This window comes from Acuticoccus yangtzensis, assembly GCF_001927245.1.
GTDB classification, from domain to species: Bacteria; Pseudomonadota; Alphaproteobacteria; order Rhizobiales; family Amorphaceae; genus Acuticoccus; species Acuticoccus yangtzensis.
On the sequence record NZ_MJUX01000001.1, the window covers coordinates 918,911 to 932,151 of the forward strand.

A 13,241-nucleotide genomic window follows, 5' to 3' on the forward strand; every position below is an offset into this window, starting at 1 on the left:
GCGCATCATCCGCGAGAAGGACGGGCATTCTCCCTCTTGATTCGCGATGGAGAAGTCTGCGAACCTGAAAAATATCAGGCGCTCTTCTTGCCTAAAACCACTGCAACGGCGCGCCGCAGGCCACTAACCCCCGAGGAAACCATGAAGATTTGGGCTGACACTGTCCGGCTGCGTCACACGGCTTCGGCCATGGCCCTGGCCGCCGGGCTGGCATTCCCCGGCGCCGCCAGCGCCCAGGAGTTCACGCTCGCCATCGCCCACCTCCTGCCGGAAGAGATGAGCAACGAGGTTCAGCCCGCGCTCGTCCACTTCAAGAGCCTGGTGGAATCGAAGACCAAGGGCGAGGTCGAAGTGGAGATCTTCGGCGCCGGTCAGCTCGGCTCGGAGGTGGAGACCGCCAAGCAGGCGCAGGACGGCATGCTGCTTCAGTCGACCGTCATCTCCTCGGGGGCGATGAGCTCGTTCTACCCGGAATATCAGGTCATTACGGCGCCCTTCCTGTTCCCGAACTACGAGGTCGCCCACGCCTTCTTCGACGGCGAATGGTTCGCCAACTTCATGAAGGGCACGATCGAGTCCTCGGGTCTTCGCTATCTCGGCACGTTCGACGATGGCGGCGGCTTCGTGGCCTTCACCAACAACGGCAAGCCGATCAAGACGGTGGCCGACCTCGAGGGGATGAAGATCCGCGTCGAGGAGAACCCGGCGCACGTGGCGACGATGAAGGCGCTCGGCGCCTCGGCGACGCCACTGCCGTGGGGCGAGGTGATCACCGCGCTTTCCACCGGCCTCGCGGACGGGCAGTTCAACGCACCGGGCGTGTCGAAGAACTGGAAGCTGTGGGAAGTGAACGACTACACGACCCTGTCAGGCCACGTGTACAATTCGCAGTCCTGGCTGATTTCGGAAGAGTTCTACCAGTCCCTGCCGGACGAGTACAAGGAAGCCGTCATCACCTCCGCGCGCGAAGCCATCGAACTGGCGCACGGCATCTCCGCGCTTGCGGCGATCGAGGGGTGGAACGTCTCCTGCGAAGAGTTCAAGGAGTGCTACGTTCTGCCGGAGACCGAGCGCACGGCGATGGCCGAGATCGCCCGCCCGGCCTGGCAGACCTGGATCGTCGACGACTTCGGTGTCGACGCCTCGCTGGTCGAGGAGATGTTCGCCACGGTGGCCGACCTCACCACCTCCGTCGCCGCGACGGACATGGAAAAGTACGGCCAGTAAAGGCCGCCGGGCGGGGCGCCGCGCCCTGCCCCTTTCCGCACCTTCCGGCCGCCCGCCCCGCGCGGGTGGCCGGTGTTCCGGGGGTCACGCCCCGCTCGCCTCTCCGGGGACCTCACCATGGCGCCCACCTTCTCGCGCAGCCGCCTGTCGGCCGGGTTGAACCAGACCATCACCGCGCTCTGCGTCCTTTTCATCCTGGCGATGCTGGGGATCTCCTTCTCCGGCTTCTTCTACATGATCCTGACCGGGGACGCGCTGTCCTGGACCTATTCGCTGGCGCGGCTCTTCATCCCGTGGCTCGGCCTCCTGTCGCTCACCGTCGCCTTCTGGCACGGCGAGCACATCGCCATGACGGCGATCATCGGCGTCCTGCCCAAGCCCGCGGTGACGCTGCTGCACTGGGTCAACACAGCGCTGGTGGCGCTCTTTGCGGGGCTTCTCATCTGGTACGGCTGGCGCTTCTTCATGCGCTCCAGCGACATCTACATGGTGTCCGACGCGATCCAGGTGCCGGCGAAGTTCGTCACCGCCTGCCTTCCGGTGACCGGCGCGGTGCTGATGGCGCACGTGCTGCTCGGCGCCAACCTCCTCATCGAAGAAAGCCCGATGGACGAAGCGCGCGAGCTGGCGGCGGGCGAGAAGGACAACCGCCCGTGACCGCGCCGACGCGCCGCCGCCCCGCCCCCTCCCCGCTCCGGACTCTGTCATGACATCGGCCATCGTCGTCTTCGCCGTGCTGCTTCTGATCGGCACGCCCATCGCGCTCCTCATGACGCTGTCGGGCCTCGCCGGAAGCTGGGAGCTGGGCGGCCTCAGATTCGTGCAGATCATCGCCGAGCGCATGTTTTCGGGCGTCTCGGGCTATCTGTTGATGGCCATCCCCTACTTCATCTTCACGTCCGAGCTGATGAACCAGGCGGGGCTGACGGAGCGCCTGATCGCCTTCAACAACGCGCTGCTGGGGCGCATCCGCGGCGCGCTCAGCCACGTCAACATCGTCGTGTCGCTGTTCTTCTCCGGCCTCACCGGCGCGGCGATCACCGACACGGTGGCGATCGGCAAGATCATCATCCCCGCCATGAAGCGCGAGGGCTATACGCCCGCCTATGCCGCCGCCGTCACCGCGTGCTCGTCGATCATCGGGCCGATCATCCCGCCGTCGGTCATCATGGTGGTCTATGCCTCCATTTTGCAGAACGTGTCGGTGCTGGACCTCTTCGCGGCGGGCATTGCGCCCGGCATCCTGATGACGGCGTCGCTCCTCGTCGCCTCCTTCGTGATGGCGTGGCTCTATAAATTCCCGCGCCACGGCGACACCAATCTGCGCGCCGCCGCGCGGGCCTTCGTGCCGACGATCCCGGCGCTTCTGGTGCCGGTGATCATCCTCGGCGGCATCCTGGGCGGGCTCACCACCATCACCGAGGCCTCGGCCTTCGCGGCGATGTACACGCTGATCCTCGGCTTCCTCGTCTACCGGACGCTGACCGTTCGCAAGGTGTGGGACTGCCTGGTGGCGACGGTGCGGTTCTCGGGCGTCGTCTTCTTCCTGCTCGCCTCGTCGACGGTGCTCGGCTGGTTCGTCACCCGCTCGGGCCTGGCGCGGGACGCGGCGTCCATCATCACCTCCATCTCCGACAACTGGATGGTGCAGATCGGGCTCGTCAACGTCCTCCTCATCCTGCTCGGCACGGTGCTGGACGTGTTGCCGGCGCTGGTGGTGGTGGCGCCGGTGCTGGTTCCGGCGATGGTGCAGCTCGGCTTCGATCCGCTGCACTTCGCCATCGTGATGATCATCACGCTGAACGTCGCCAACATCACGCCGCCGGTGGGGATGACGCTGATGACCGCCTCGCAGATCGCGGGTGTGCCTTATGAGCGTGCGATCCTGACCTCGCTGCCGTTCTATCTCAGCCACCTCGCGGTGATTGCGATCGTGTCGCTGTGGCCGGCCTTCGTGCTCTTCATCCCCGGCCTCTTCGACTAACTTTGCGGCCGGCGGATCCGGCCATTCAGGAGTCACCCCATGGCGCTCGACGCCCCGACGAATTCCACCATCATCGCCGAATTTCGCGACCGCACGCGGCGGTCGGCCGAGCAGGCGGCGGCCGCGCGGAGCGTGTTCCCGTCCGGCATCACGCACGATGCGCGGCGCATGTCGCCCTACCCGGTCACGGTCGACCAGGGCAAAGCCGGCCGGAAGTGGGACATCGACGGCAACGAATATGTCGACTATTTCGGCGGCCACGGGGCGCTGCTGCTGGGCCATTGCCACCCGCGGGTGACGGCGGCGATCAAGGCGGCGCTGGACGACGGGACGCAATTCGCCGCCTCCACCACGCGCGAGTACGAGTGGGGCCGCGCGGTGATCGACATGGTGCCGTCGGCCGAGCGGGTGCGCTTCACCTCCTCCGGCACCGAGGCGACGCTTCTGGCGCTGCGGCTGGCGCGAGCCTTCACCGGCCGCACCAAACTCCTGCGCTTCGCGTCCTATTTCCACGGCTGGCACGACCACATGACGTCCGGCTACAACAGCCACTTCGACGGGTCCGCGACGGCGGGCGTGCTCCCGTCGATCGCCGCGGACGTGGTCCTGGTGCAGCCGAACGACATCGAGGGCGCCCGCGCGGCGCTGGCGGCGGGCGACATCGCGGCGGTGATCATCGAGCCGACGGGCGCCTCGTTCGGCCGTGTGCCGATCGCGGACGGTGTGCTGGCGGCGCTGCGCGAGGCGACGGAGGCCACCGGCACGCTCCTCATCTTCGACGAGGTGATTTCAGGCTTCCGCTGCGCCCCCGGCGGCGCGCAGGAGGCCTACGGCATCACGCCCGACCTGACGACGATGGCGAAGATCGTGGCGGGCGGGCTGCCGGGCGGCTGCGTCGGCGGCCGGGCGGACATCCTGGAGCGGCTCGACTTCGACGCGGCGGCCGAAAAAGGGTTCGAGAAGATCGGCCACCCCGGCACCTTCAACGCCAATCCGGTGTCGGCGGCGGCGGGGATCGCGGCGCTCGACATCATCAAGACGTCCGGCGCGTGCGAGACGGCGAACGCCTACACGGCGGAGCTGCGGGACCGGCTCAACCACCTCTTCGCCGAGACCGGAACGCCGTGGGCCTGCTATGGCACCTTCTCGGGCTTCCAGATCTTCCTCAACACCCAGAAGCGCGCCATCGACCCGGTGAACTTCAACCCTTTCGCGGTGCCGTTCATGGAGCTGAAGGCGGCACCTGGACCGCTGGTCGACCGCTTGCGCATGGCGATGATGCTGAACGGGGTGGACCTGTCCGGCTGGCCGGGCGGTCTCGTCAGCGCGGTGCACACGGCGGACGACATGGCGCACACGCTGGCGGCGTTCAAATCCGCCCTCGCCCGCCTGAAGGACGAGCCGGACCTATGAGCACGCGCGCCGCGACACCGCCTCCCGCCACGCTGGCCGAGATCGATACGCCCGCCGTCCTCATCGACACGGCGAAGGTGGAGGCCAACCTTGCCCGCGCGCAGGCCTATGCGGATGCGCACGGGCTGGCGCTGAGGCCGCACATCAAGACGCATAAGTTGCCGCTCTGGGCGCAGCGGCAGGTGGACCTCGGCGCGGTCGGCATCACCTGCCAGAAGCTCGGCGAGGCGGAGGTGATGGCGGACGCGGGGATCCGCGACATCTTCATCCCCTACAACATCCTGGGCGCGGCGAAGCTCGACCGTCTGGCGGCGCTGCACGAGGCGATCACCATCGCCGTCGGCGCCGACAGCGAGATCACCGTGGCGGGTTATGCGGCGCGCTTCACCGACCCCGCCAATCCCCTCCCCGTGGTGGTGGAGGTGGACACGGGGGCGCTCAGATGCGGGGTGACCTCGGTGGAGGCGCTGGTGGATCTGGCGCGGCAGATCGAGGGAGCGCCGGGGCTGACGTTCGAGGGTCTCTTCACCTATCCGCCGCGGGACAAGGCGGGGGAGATCAACGCCTTCTTCGGCGAGGCGATCGCGGCGTTGACGGCGGCGGGGTGTCCGCCGCGCCGGGTTTCCAACGGCGGATCGCCGAACTTCTACAGCGCGGCGGACGTGACCCACGCGACGGAGCACCGCCCCGGCACCTACATCTATTCGGACAGGATGCAGGTGGCGTTCGGCCACGGCACGCTGGAGGACTGCGCGCTTACCGTTCTCCTGACGGTGGTGAGCGCGCCGGTCCCCGGCCGCGTTGTGCTGGACGCCGGCTCGAAGGGTCTGGCGGCCGACCTCGCCCCGGTGCCGGGCCACGGCCATCTGGTGGAATATCCGGAGGCGGTCATCACCTCGCTCAGCGAGGAGCATGCGGTGGTGGACGTGTCGGCCTGCCCCGTCCCGCCGAAGATCGGCGAGCGGGTACGCGTCATCCCGAACCACGTGTGCGTGATCTCGAACCTGTTCGACGCGGTGCATCTGATGGACGGCGACAAGGTGAGCGCGCTCGTCCCGGTCGCGGCGCGCGGGTTGATGGCCTGATCGGGCGCTTTTTTCCGAAGAGATGAGGCGGGGTCAAGTGATCGCCCGGACCCGCGCGCAGTCCGCTTCTTCAGCGGGCGAGCACGGGGAGGACGGTCGCTTGACGCCGTCTCGTCTCTTCACAGGCTTGATGCAGGGTGTCAGCTCGGGCTTCTTCAGCCCGATCTGACCCCTGCCCGGTGGCGAACCGGGGGGAGCGCGAGGGGGGAACGCCCTCGCGGGGCGCTGCCGCGGGGACGACTGCGCAAGTGAGGACGGGTGGCGCCGCCTCAGGCCCGCGCTCTGATCCGATGGAGTTCCGGCAGCACCCGCCCCAAGTCGGCGGCACGGCCTTCGCCGAACGCGAAATAGACATCGCGGAACAGGGCGAAGAGGTCGGCGTAGGCCGGGGCGGCGGTGGGGTCCGGCGTGAAGGTGCGCATGGGCGGGCAGAGCGCGGCCTGGCCTTCGGCGATGGTGGCGAAGGCGCCGGCGGCGAGACCTGCGAAGACGCAGGAACCGACGCCCACGGGCGAGGCCGTCGGCACCAGGATATCGCGCCCGAGGGCGTTGGCGTAGACTTGGTTCAGGACGTCGCTGCGCTGGGGGATGCCGCCGGCGTTGATGATCCGCTCGGCCGGAACGCCGCCCTCCACCATCCGCTCGATGATGATGCGCACGTGCAGCGCCATGCCTTCGATGGCGGCGAAGAGCTCGTCGGCGGCGGTGGAGCCCAGCGTCCAGCCGAGGGTGAGGCCGCCGAGGTCGGGGCGCACGAGAACGGTGCGGTCGCCGTTGTCCCAGGGGACGCGCAGGAGGCCGGTGGAGCCGGGGCGCATGGCGTCCAGCCCGGCCGAGAGTTCGGCGATGGGCACACCGGCGCGGCGGGCGATGGCGTCGAACACGTCGCCGGTGGCGGACTGGCCGGCCTCGACGCCCATCAGGGCCGGGTCGACGCTACCGGGGACGAGGCCGCAGAGCCCGGCGATGGTGCCGAGGTCCGGCGGCCCCACGGCGATGATGCAGGTGGAGGTGCCCACCACGTTGACGATATCGCCGAGGCGGCAGCCGGAGCCGATGGCGTCCCAGTGCGCATCAAAGGCGCCGACGGGGATGGGGATGCCCTCCGCGAGGCCCAGTTTGTCGGCCCATTCGGCGCTGAGGTGGCCGGCGAGGCGGTCGGATGTGGCGACGGGACCGGCGAGGCGGTCGTTGATGCCGGCCAAGAGCGGGTCGATGCCGGCGAGGATCTCCTGTGGCGGGAGGCCGCCCCATTTGGGGTTCCACATCCACTTGTGGCCCATAGCGCAGGCGGAGCGCACGACGTCTTGCGGGCGCTTCACACCGGCGAGCGTTGCGGCGACCATGTCGCAATGCTCGACGGCGGAGGCGATGCGGGAGGCGTCAGGCGCATGGCGCAGGGCGTGGAGGAGCTTGGCGTAGCCCCATTCGTGGGAGTAGACGCCGCCGCACCAGTCGATCGCCTCGTGACCTGCGGCGCGGAAGGCGGCGGTGATCTCGGCCGCCTCGCGGTGGGCGCGGTGGTCGCACCAGAGGTAGTAGTCGCCGACGGGTTGAAGGTCCTCGTCCACGGGGAGGACGCTGGAGCCGGTGGTGTCGCAGGCGATGGCGGCGACGGAGCGCCCGTCGATCCCGGCATCGGTGACGGCGGTGCGCGCGGCGGTGGCGAGCGCGGCCATATGGTCGGCGTGGGACTGGGTGGCGCGGAACGGGTCGGCGGGGTCGGTGTGGAGGGGGTAGGAGGCGATGGCGGTGGAGAGGTGCTCGCCGCCGGTTTCCATGAGGGTGACGCGCACCGAGAGGGTGCCGAAGTCGACGCCTGCGACGATGGCCATCGTCAGCGCCCTTCCCCGCGGCGCCGGCCATGGCCGCGCCGTTCCCCGCGGCGCCGGCCATGGCCGCGCCGTTCGCCCCGGTGCAGGTCCGCGCCGTGGAGGTCGCGGCCATGCCGGTCGGCGCCGTGCGGGTCGCGGCCGCGCCGATCGCTGCCGTGGAGTCCGGCGCCAGGCCGGTCACTGCCGTGGACGCCGCCCCCAGGCAGGTCGCTGCCATGCCGGTCGCCGCCGTGCCGGTCGCCGCAGGACCAGTGCGCATTGGCCCGAGACGCGGCGCGCCCGTCCTTGACCTGCCCATCCCTGACCTGGCCGTCCCTGCCCTGCCCGCGCATCGTGCGGCTACTGGCCATAGGTGGCGGCGGCGCCGTGCTTGCGCAGGTAATGGCGGTCGCGCAGGTGGTCGGTGATGGCGGGGGCGGCGGGGGCGAGCGTCAAAGTGAGGTAGGCCATGCGGGCGATCTCTTCGAGCAGGAAGGCGTTCTCCACCGCGGCCTCTGGCGTCTCGCCCCAGACGAAGGGCCCGTGGCCCTGCACCAGAGCGGCGGGCACCTCGCCGGGGTCGCGCCCGGCGAACGCCTCGACGATGACGCGGCCGGTGGCGGCGACGTAGTCGGCACCCGTCTCGTCCGGCCGCAGCGCCCGGGTGACGGGCACGGGGCCGCGAAAATAGTCGGCATGGGTGGTGCCGAGGCAGGGGATGGGCCGGCCGGCCTGGGCGAAGATGGTGGCGTAGGTGGAATGGGTGTGGACGACGCCGCCGATCCCCTCGAAGGCGCCGTAGAGCACCACATGGGTGGCAAGGTCGGAGGACGGCTTGAAGCGGTTGTCCTGCGGCACACCGTCCATGGTGGTGAGGACGATCTGCTCGGCGGTCAGCGCATCATAGGGCACGCCGCTCGGCTTGATGGCGATGCGTCCGGCCGCGCGGTCGGCACCGCTGACGTTGCCGAAGGTGGAGATCACGAGGCCGCGCGCCACCGTTTCGACGTTGGCGGCCCGCACCCTCTCTTTCAGCGCATCAAGTGTCATCGGTTCGTCCGGTCATCGAGGGGTTCGCCGCCGCACACGGCGCGGCGGCGGGAGGAAGGCCGCACGCCCACCATGGGGCGCGCGGGCCGTTCGGCGTCAGCGCGGGTCGGTCCAGCCCTTGTACTCTTCCAGGTTGTCGGCGGTGATCAGCTCGGGATCGAGGAGGACGGTGTCCTCGGCCGCCTTGTTACCCTGGAAGGCGTCGACGCCCATCTTCAGCGCCTGGCCGGCCATCACGTAAGGGTCCTGCGAGGCGGACGCCTTGATGAGCGAGGAGCCGCTTTCCAGCTCCTTCTCGATGTCGGGCGCACCGTCCACGGCGGTGATGATGAACTCCGAGCGGCCGAGCTGCTTGGCGGCGAGCGCGGCGCCGATCGCGGTCGGATCGTTGATGGCGAACACGCCGTCGATATCGTCGAAGCGGGTGAGGAGGCCCTGCATGACGGCAAGGCCGCCCTCGCGCGAGCCCTGGCCGTTCTGGTCGTCGGACAGGACGGTGATGCCGGAATGGGCGGAGAAGACCTCCTTGCAGCCCTCGACCCGGTCGATGATCGACGACGAGGCGGGACCGTTGATGATGATCACGTTCCCCTCTTCGCCGATCTGGTCGATGATGTACTGGCAGGCCTTGCGACCGGCGGCGACGTTGTCGGTCATGACGGTGACGTCAGCGCCGGGCGCGGACACGTCGAATGCGGCGACGGTGATGCCGGCATTTTGGGCGCGCTTCACGGCGGGGGCGATGGCCTTGGCGTCCACCGCGTTCAGCATGATGATGTCGACGCCGGCGGCGATGAAGTTGTCGATCTGGCTGACCTGCTTGTTGAGGTCGTAGTCGGCGGACACGGACGTCACCTGCACGTCCGGATTGATCTCCTTGGCGCGGTCCTCGATGCCCTTGATTGTGGCGACGAAGAACGGGTTGCCGAGGAGGCCGACGGAGATGCCGATGGACTTCAGCTCCTTATCCTGAGCGGACGCGCCGGTTACGGCGAGCATCCCGGCGATGGCGGTGGTTGCGAGAAGCGTGGTGATTTTGCGCATTATTGTTTCCTCCCAGAAGTGTTGCCGCGTCAGCCGCGGGTGCCCTTGAGCCGGTAGCGGTCGAGGGCGACGGCGACGATGATGACGAGGCCTTTGATGATGAACTGCCAGATGTCCGACACGCCGGTCAGGATGAGACCGTTCGAGAGGACGGCGATGATGAGCGCGCCGATGAGCGTGCCCCAGATGGACCCGACGCCGCCCACGAAGGAGGTGCCGCCGAGGATGACGGCGGCGATGGCGTCGAGTTCGTAGGCCTGGCCCAGTTGCAGGCCGTTGGCCGCGTAGAGCCGCGCGGCGGACATGACGCCGCCGAGCCCCGCCATGAGACCGCTCATGGCGTAGACGAAGAGGAGGACGAGGCTGACCTTGATGCCGGTCAGGCGCGCGGCCTCCATGTTGCCGCCGATGGAGTAGATCCACAGGCCGAGCACGGTGCGGCGCAGGATCACCCACGACAGGACGATGACGCCGACCGCGATGATGGCGAGCCACGGCACGCCGAAGAGCGAGCCGTTGCCGATCGCCTCGAACGGCAGGTCGGAGTTGAAGACGGTGGTGTCGCCGCCGAGGAGCCGGGCGAGGCCGCGCACGGCGGTGAGCGTTCCGAGCGTGACGATGAAGGGTGGCAGGCCGAGGTAGGCGACGAGCCCGCCGTTCACCAGGCCGCAGGCGAGGCCCATGGCGAGGGCGAGCGGGATGCCGACCATGCCGATATCGGGCCACAGCGAGGCGATGACGGCGACCATGGCGGAGGCGGCGAGCACGGAGCCGACGGACAGGTCGATGCCACCGGTGAGGATGACGAAGGTCATGCCGGCGGCCAGCACGATGTTGATCGACGCCTGCTGCATGACGATCGACAGGTTGTTGACCGTCAAGAATTTGCCGGACATGACCTCGAAGCCGATGCCGAGGAGGATGAGGACCGGCAGCATGCCGAGCGCGGTGAAGAGAACGCGCAATTGCTGCTTGCGGTCGGCGTTGGCGGCGGAGGGCGCCGCCTGATTGGTCGCGGTGCTCACGCTCGTGCTCCTTCGCTGGGCAGCGGTCGGCCGCTCCGGCCGACGCCCGAAGCGCCGGTGGAGAAGGCCATGATGTCTTCCTGGCGGATCGGCTCGCCGCGCGGGGGTGCGACCTCGCCGGCGATGGTCCCCTCGCGCATCACGAGGACGCGGTCAGCGACGCCGACGATCTCCGGCAGCTCGGACGAGATGACGACGACGGCGATGCCGTCGCGCGCCAAGGCGTCGATCAGCCGGTAGATCTCGGACTTGGCGCCGACGTCGACGCCGCGGGTCGGCTCGTCGAGGATGACGACGCGGGGGCCGAGTTCCAGAAGCCGCGCCAGGAGCACCTTCTGCTGGTTGCCGCCGGAGAGGGCGCTGGTGTTGAGCCGGGTGTGAGGGGCGCGGATGGAAAGGGCGCGCATCGCCCCGTCGGCACGGCGCGTTCCGGCGGCGAAGTCGATGAGGCCGCCGGCCTTGGCGTCGCGCTGCAGAACGCCGATGTTGACGTTCTCGCCGATGGTCATGTCGAGGAAGAGGCCGAGGCCTTTGCGGTCCTCGGTGAGGTAGGCGATGCCGTGGGCGAGACCGTCGCGCGGGGTGGCGATGGAAAGCGTCTCGCCGTTCAGGATCACGCGGCCGGCGGCGGGTTTGTCGGCGCCGTAGATGAGGCGGGCAAGCTCGGTGCGGCCGGAGCCGACGAGGCCGGCGATGCCCACCACCTCGCCATGGCGCACGGTGAACGAGCAGTCGCGCACGAAGCGGCCGTCGCCGAGGCCGTCGACCTGAAGCACCACGGCGCCGGGTTCGGCGGCGGCGGCGTGGTCCTTCTTGTAGAAGGTGGAGAGGTCGCGCCCGACCATCATGGAGACGACGCGCTCGGCGGTGATCTCGTCCTTCGCGAGGGTGCCGACGAGTTCGCCGTCGCGCAGCACGGTGCAGCGGTCGGCGAGCGCGTAGACCTCGTCCATGCGGTGGGAGATGTAGATGATCGCGATCCCGTCCGCCTTGAGCTGGGCGATGACGGCGAAGAGCTTGTCCGTCTCGCGCTCGGTCAGCGCGGTGGTGGGTTCGTCCATGACGATGATGCGCGCGTTGGTGGAGAGGGCGCGGGCAATCTCCACCATCTGCCGTTCGCCCAGCGACAGGCGGCCGAGTTGGGTCTGGGGCGAGAAGGACAGGCCGAGCCGGTCCTTCAGGATAGCGCCGGCCTTGGCGTTCATGGTGCGGCGGTCGACGAAGGGGCCGCGCCGCGGCTCGGCGCCGAGGAAGATGTTTTCCGCCACCGTAAGGTTCGGCGAAAGGGCGAGCTCCTGGTAGATGACGGCGATGCCGGCGGCCTTGGCAAGCTTGGGGTCGCCGGTCGCGATCTCCTGCCCGTCGATGAGGATGGCGCCGCCCTTGTCGGCCACGTAGGCGCCGGAGAGGATCTTCATCAGCGTGGATTTGCCGGCGCCGTTCTCGCCCATCAGGGCGTGCACCTCGCCGCGCTCGACCTCCAGCGACACGTCCGCCAGGGCGCGCACGGGGCCGAAGGTCTTGGAGATGCCGCGCATCTGGAGGATCGGCGTCATTGCGGCCCCGCGCTTGTTTCGGCGACGATGAGGTTCACGCCCGCGTCGCGCACCATACGCTCGTCCGCGGCGGAGATGCCGTCGTCGGTAACGAGGGTGGTGATGCGCGACAGTGGCAGCGCGACGACCGGCGGGCAGAGGGCGAACTTGGACGAGTCGACGAGGACGATGATCTCGTTCGCCCGCTCGCTCATCTCCTTGACGAAGCGCACCAGGAGCGGGTGCTGCTCGAGGATCCCCTGCCCCGACACGCCGAGCGCACCGACATAGAATTGGGCGGCATAGTGCGTGGGGCCGGGAACGGGGTCGTAGAGGATGCCGGGCTCGCGGTGGATGTCGCCGCCGCCGACGGTGAGATGGCAGGTGCCGTTTTCGGCGAGGTAGGCGGCGAGCGGCATAGAGTTGGTGAAGACACGCACGTTGCGGAGCGCCAGCCTGCAGCCGAACGTGAAGCAGGTGGACCCGGCGTGGACGATGACGGACGAGCCGTCGCGCACCAGTCCTTCGGCGGCGGCGGCGATGGCGCGTTTCTGCTCGACGGCGAGGTCGCGGTTTTCGACGAAGGGGAGAGCGGAGGGCGGGCGGCGCCAGAGGTTGTCCTCAAGCGCGGCGACACCGCCATACACCTTGCGCGCGACTCCGGCGTCGTTGAGCTTGTCGATGTCGCGGCGCACGGTGGCGGCCGAGACGCCCAGCACCGACTGGAGGTCCCGCACGGACACGAATGTTTGTGATGACAACATGTCAACGATGGACTGTTGCCGCTCCAGATCGCTCATCCCTACCGCCGTTTTGTCACGACTTGAGCAAGAGGTTAGCGCACTCGCTCACATGTGCAAGGCCGAATGATCGACTTCAATCATTCTGCAGTGCGAACGGCGTGACCGCGCCTGCGAGGCGCAGCGTAAGCGGTTGAACGGGCGGGACGATTTCAGGTTGCCGCGAACGACCCGGGGCGGCGATAGGCTCGGCCTCTGACACCTCGCCGCATGGGCGCGGCGCGATTGCGGGCGGCGTGGCGGCGTGTCACATCTCGGCGCCGA

Annotated in this window: 11 protein-coding genes; 5 read left to right on the plus strand and 6 right to left on the minus strand. The window is 68.9% G+C overall.

Annotated features, from left to right (window positions below):
- Positions 1-141 precede the first annotated feature (141 nt).
- From BIX52_RS04045 to BIX52_RS04065, 5 genes are all read left to right on the plus strand, one after another.
- Positions 142-1,227 carry a DctP family TRAP transporter solute-binding subunit gene (locus BIX52_RS04045; protein WP_075219658.1) on the plus strand — a complete coding sequence of 362 codons (1,086 nt, stop codon included), beginning with the start codon at positions 142-144 and terminating at the stop codon, positions 1,225-1,227.
- A gap of 117 nt (positions 1,228-1,344) precedes the next feature.
- Positions 1,345-1,884, plus strand: coding sequence for a TRAP transporter small permease (locus BIX52_RS04050; RefSeq protein WP_075219659.1), 540 nt, complete (start codon positions 1,345-1,347; stop codon positions 1,882-1,884).
- A 49-nt stretch (positions 1,885-1,933) separates the two neighbouring features.
- Positions 1,934-3,211, plus strand: coding sequence for a TRAP transporter large permease (locus BIX52_RS04055; protein WP_075219660.1), 1,278 nt, complete (start codon positions 1,934-1,936; stop codon positions 3,209-3,211).
- A gap of 39 nt (positions 3,212-3,250) precedes the next feature.
- Positions 3,251-4,624, plus strand: a complete 1,374-nt coding sequence (locus BIX52_RS04060; RefSeq protein WP_075219661.1) for an aspartate aminotransferase family protein — start codon at positions 3,251-3,253, stop codon at positions 4,622-4,624.
- Positions 4,621-5,709 (plus strand): D-TA family PLP-dependent enzyme, encoded by a 1,089-nt coding sequence (locus tag BIX52_RS04065; RefSeq protein ID WP_075219662.1) that lies wholly within the window; start codon positions 4,621-4,623, stop codon positions 5,707-5,709. Before BIX52_RS04060 ends, BIX52_RS04065 begins: the two co-directional genes overlap by 4 nt.
- A gap of 269 nt (positions 5,710-5,978) precedes the next feature.
- Here the strand turns inward: BIX52_RS04065 and BIX52_RS04070 are convergent, their stop codons facing one another.
- The 6 genes from BIX52_RS04070 to BIX52_RS04095 all read right to left on the minus strand — a co-directional run bounded on the left by BIX52_RS04070 (position 5,979) and on the right by BIX52_RS04095 (position 12,977).
- Positions 5,979-7,544 carry a ribulokinase gene (locus tag BIX52_RS04070; RefSeq protein ID WP_075219663.1) on the minus strand — a complete coding sequence of 522 codons (1,566 nt, stop codon included), beginning with the start codon at positions 7,542-7,544 and terminating at the stop codon, positions 5,979-5,981.
- A 339-nt stretch (positions 7,545-7,883) separates the two neighbouring features.
- A complete protein-coding gene (gene araD, locus BIX52_RS04075; protein ID WP_075219664.1) occupies positions 7,884-8,573 on the minus strand; it encodes an L-ribulose-5-phosphate 4-epimerase AraD in 690 nt (229 codons plus the stop codon).
- A gap of 96 nt (positions 8,574-8,669) precedes the next feature.
- Positions 8,670-9,617: an ABC transporter substrate-binding protein gene (locus BIX52_RS04080; protein WP_075219665.1), complete on the minus strand. Its 948-nt coding sequence runs from the start codon at positions 9,615-9,617 to the stop codon at positions 8,670-8,672.
- 29 nt (positions 9,618-9,646) lie between these two features.
- A complete protein-coding gene (locus BIX52_RS04085; protein ID WP_075219666.1) occupies positions 9,647-10,642 on the minus strand; it encodes an ABC transporter permease subunit in 996 nt (331 codons plus the stop codon).
- Complete coding sequence (locus tag BIX52_RS04090; RefSeq protein ID WP_075219667.1) at positions 10,639-12,198, minus strand: sugar ABC transporter ATP-binding protein; 1,560 nt, start codon at positions 12,196-12,198, stop codon at positions 10,639-10,641. Before BIX52_RS04090 ends, BIX52_RS04085 begins: the two co-directional genes overlap by 4 nt.
- Positions 12,195-12,977: a DeoR/GlpR family DNA-binding transcription regulator gene (locus tag BIX52_RS04095; protein WP_075219668.1), complete on the minus strand. Its 783-nt coding sequence runs from the start codon at positions 12,975-12,977 to the stop codon at positions 12,195-12,197. The genes BIX52_RS04090 and BIX52_RS04095 overlap by 4 nt, the downstream gene beginning before the upstream one ends.
- Positions 12,978-13,241: the final 264 nt, after the last annotated feature.

Bases quoted from the DNA above. Each gene is read 5' to 3' on its own strand.
- BIX52_RS04050 (WP_075219659.1), top strand. From the start codon at position 1,345: ATGGCGCCCACCTTCTCGCGCAGCCGCCTGTCGGCCGGGTTGAACCAG.
- BIX52_RS04065 (WP_075219662.1), top strand. From the start codon at position 4,621: ATGAGCACGCGCGCCGCGACACCGCCTCCCGCCACGCTGGCCGAGATC.
- BIX52_RS04080 (WP_075219665.1), bottom strand. From the start codon at position 9,617: ATGCGCAAAATCACCACGCTTCTCGCAACCACCGCCATCGCCGGGATG.
- araD (WP_075219664.1), bottom strand. From the start codon at position 8,573: ATGACACTTGATGCGCTGAAAGAGAGGGTGCGGGCCGCCAACGTCGAA.
- BIX52_RS04045 (WP_075219658.1), top strand. From the start codon at position 142: ATGAAGATTTGGGCTGACACTGTCCGGCTGCGTCACACGGCTTCGGCC.
- BIX52_RS04060 (WP_075219661.1), top strand. From the start codon at position 3,251: ATGGCGCTCGACGCCCCGACGAATTCCACCATCATCGCCGAATTTCGC.
- BIX52_RS04090 (WP_075219667.1), bottom strand. From the start codon at position 12,198: ATGACGCCGATCCTCCAGATGCGCGGCATCTCCAAGACCTTCGGCCCC.
- BIX52_RS04095 (WP_075219668.1), bottom strand. From the start codon at position 12,977: ATGAGCGATCTGGAGCGGCAACAGTCCATCGTTGACATGTTGTCATCA.
- BIX52_RS04055 (WP_075219660.1), top strand. From the start codon at position 1,934: ATGACATCGGCCATCGTCGTCTTCGCCGTGCTGCTTCTGATCGGCACG.
- BIX52_RS04070 (WP_075219663.1), bottom strand. From the start codon at position 7,544: ATGGCCATCGTCGCAGGCGTCGACTTCGGCACCCTCTCGGTGCGCGTC.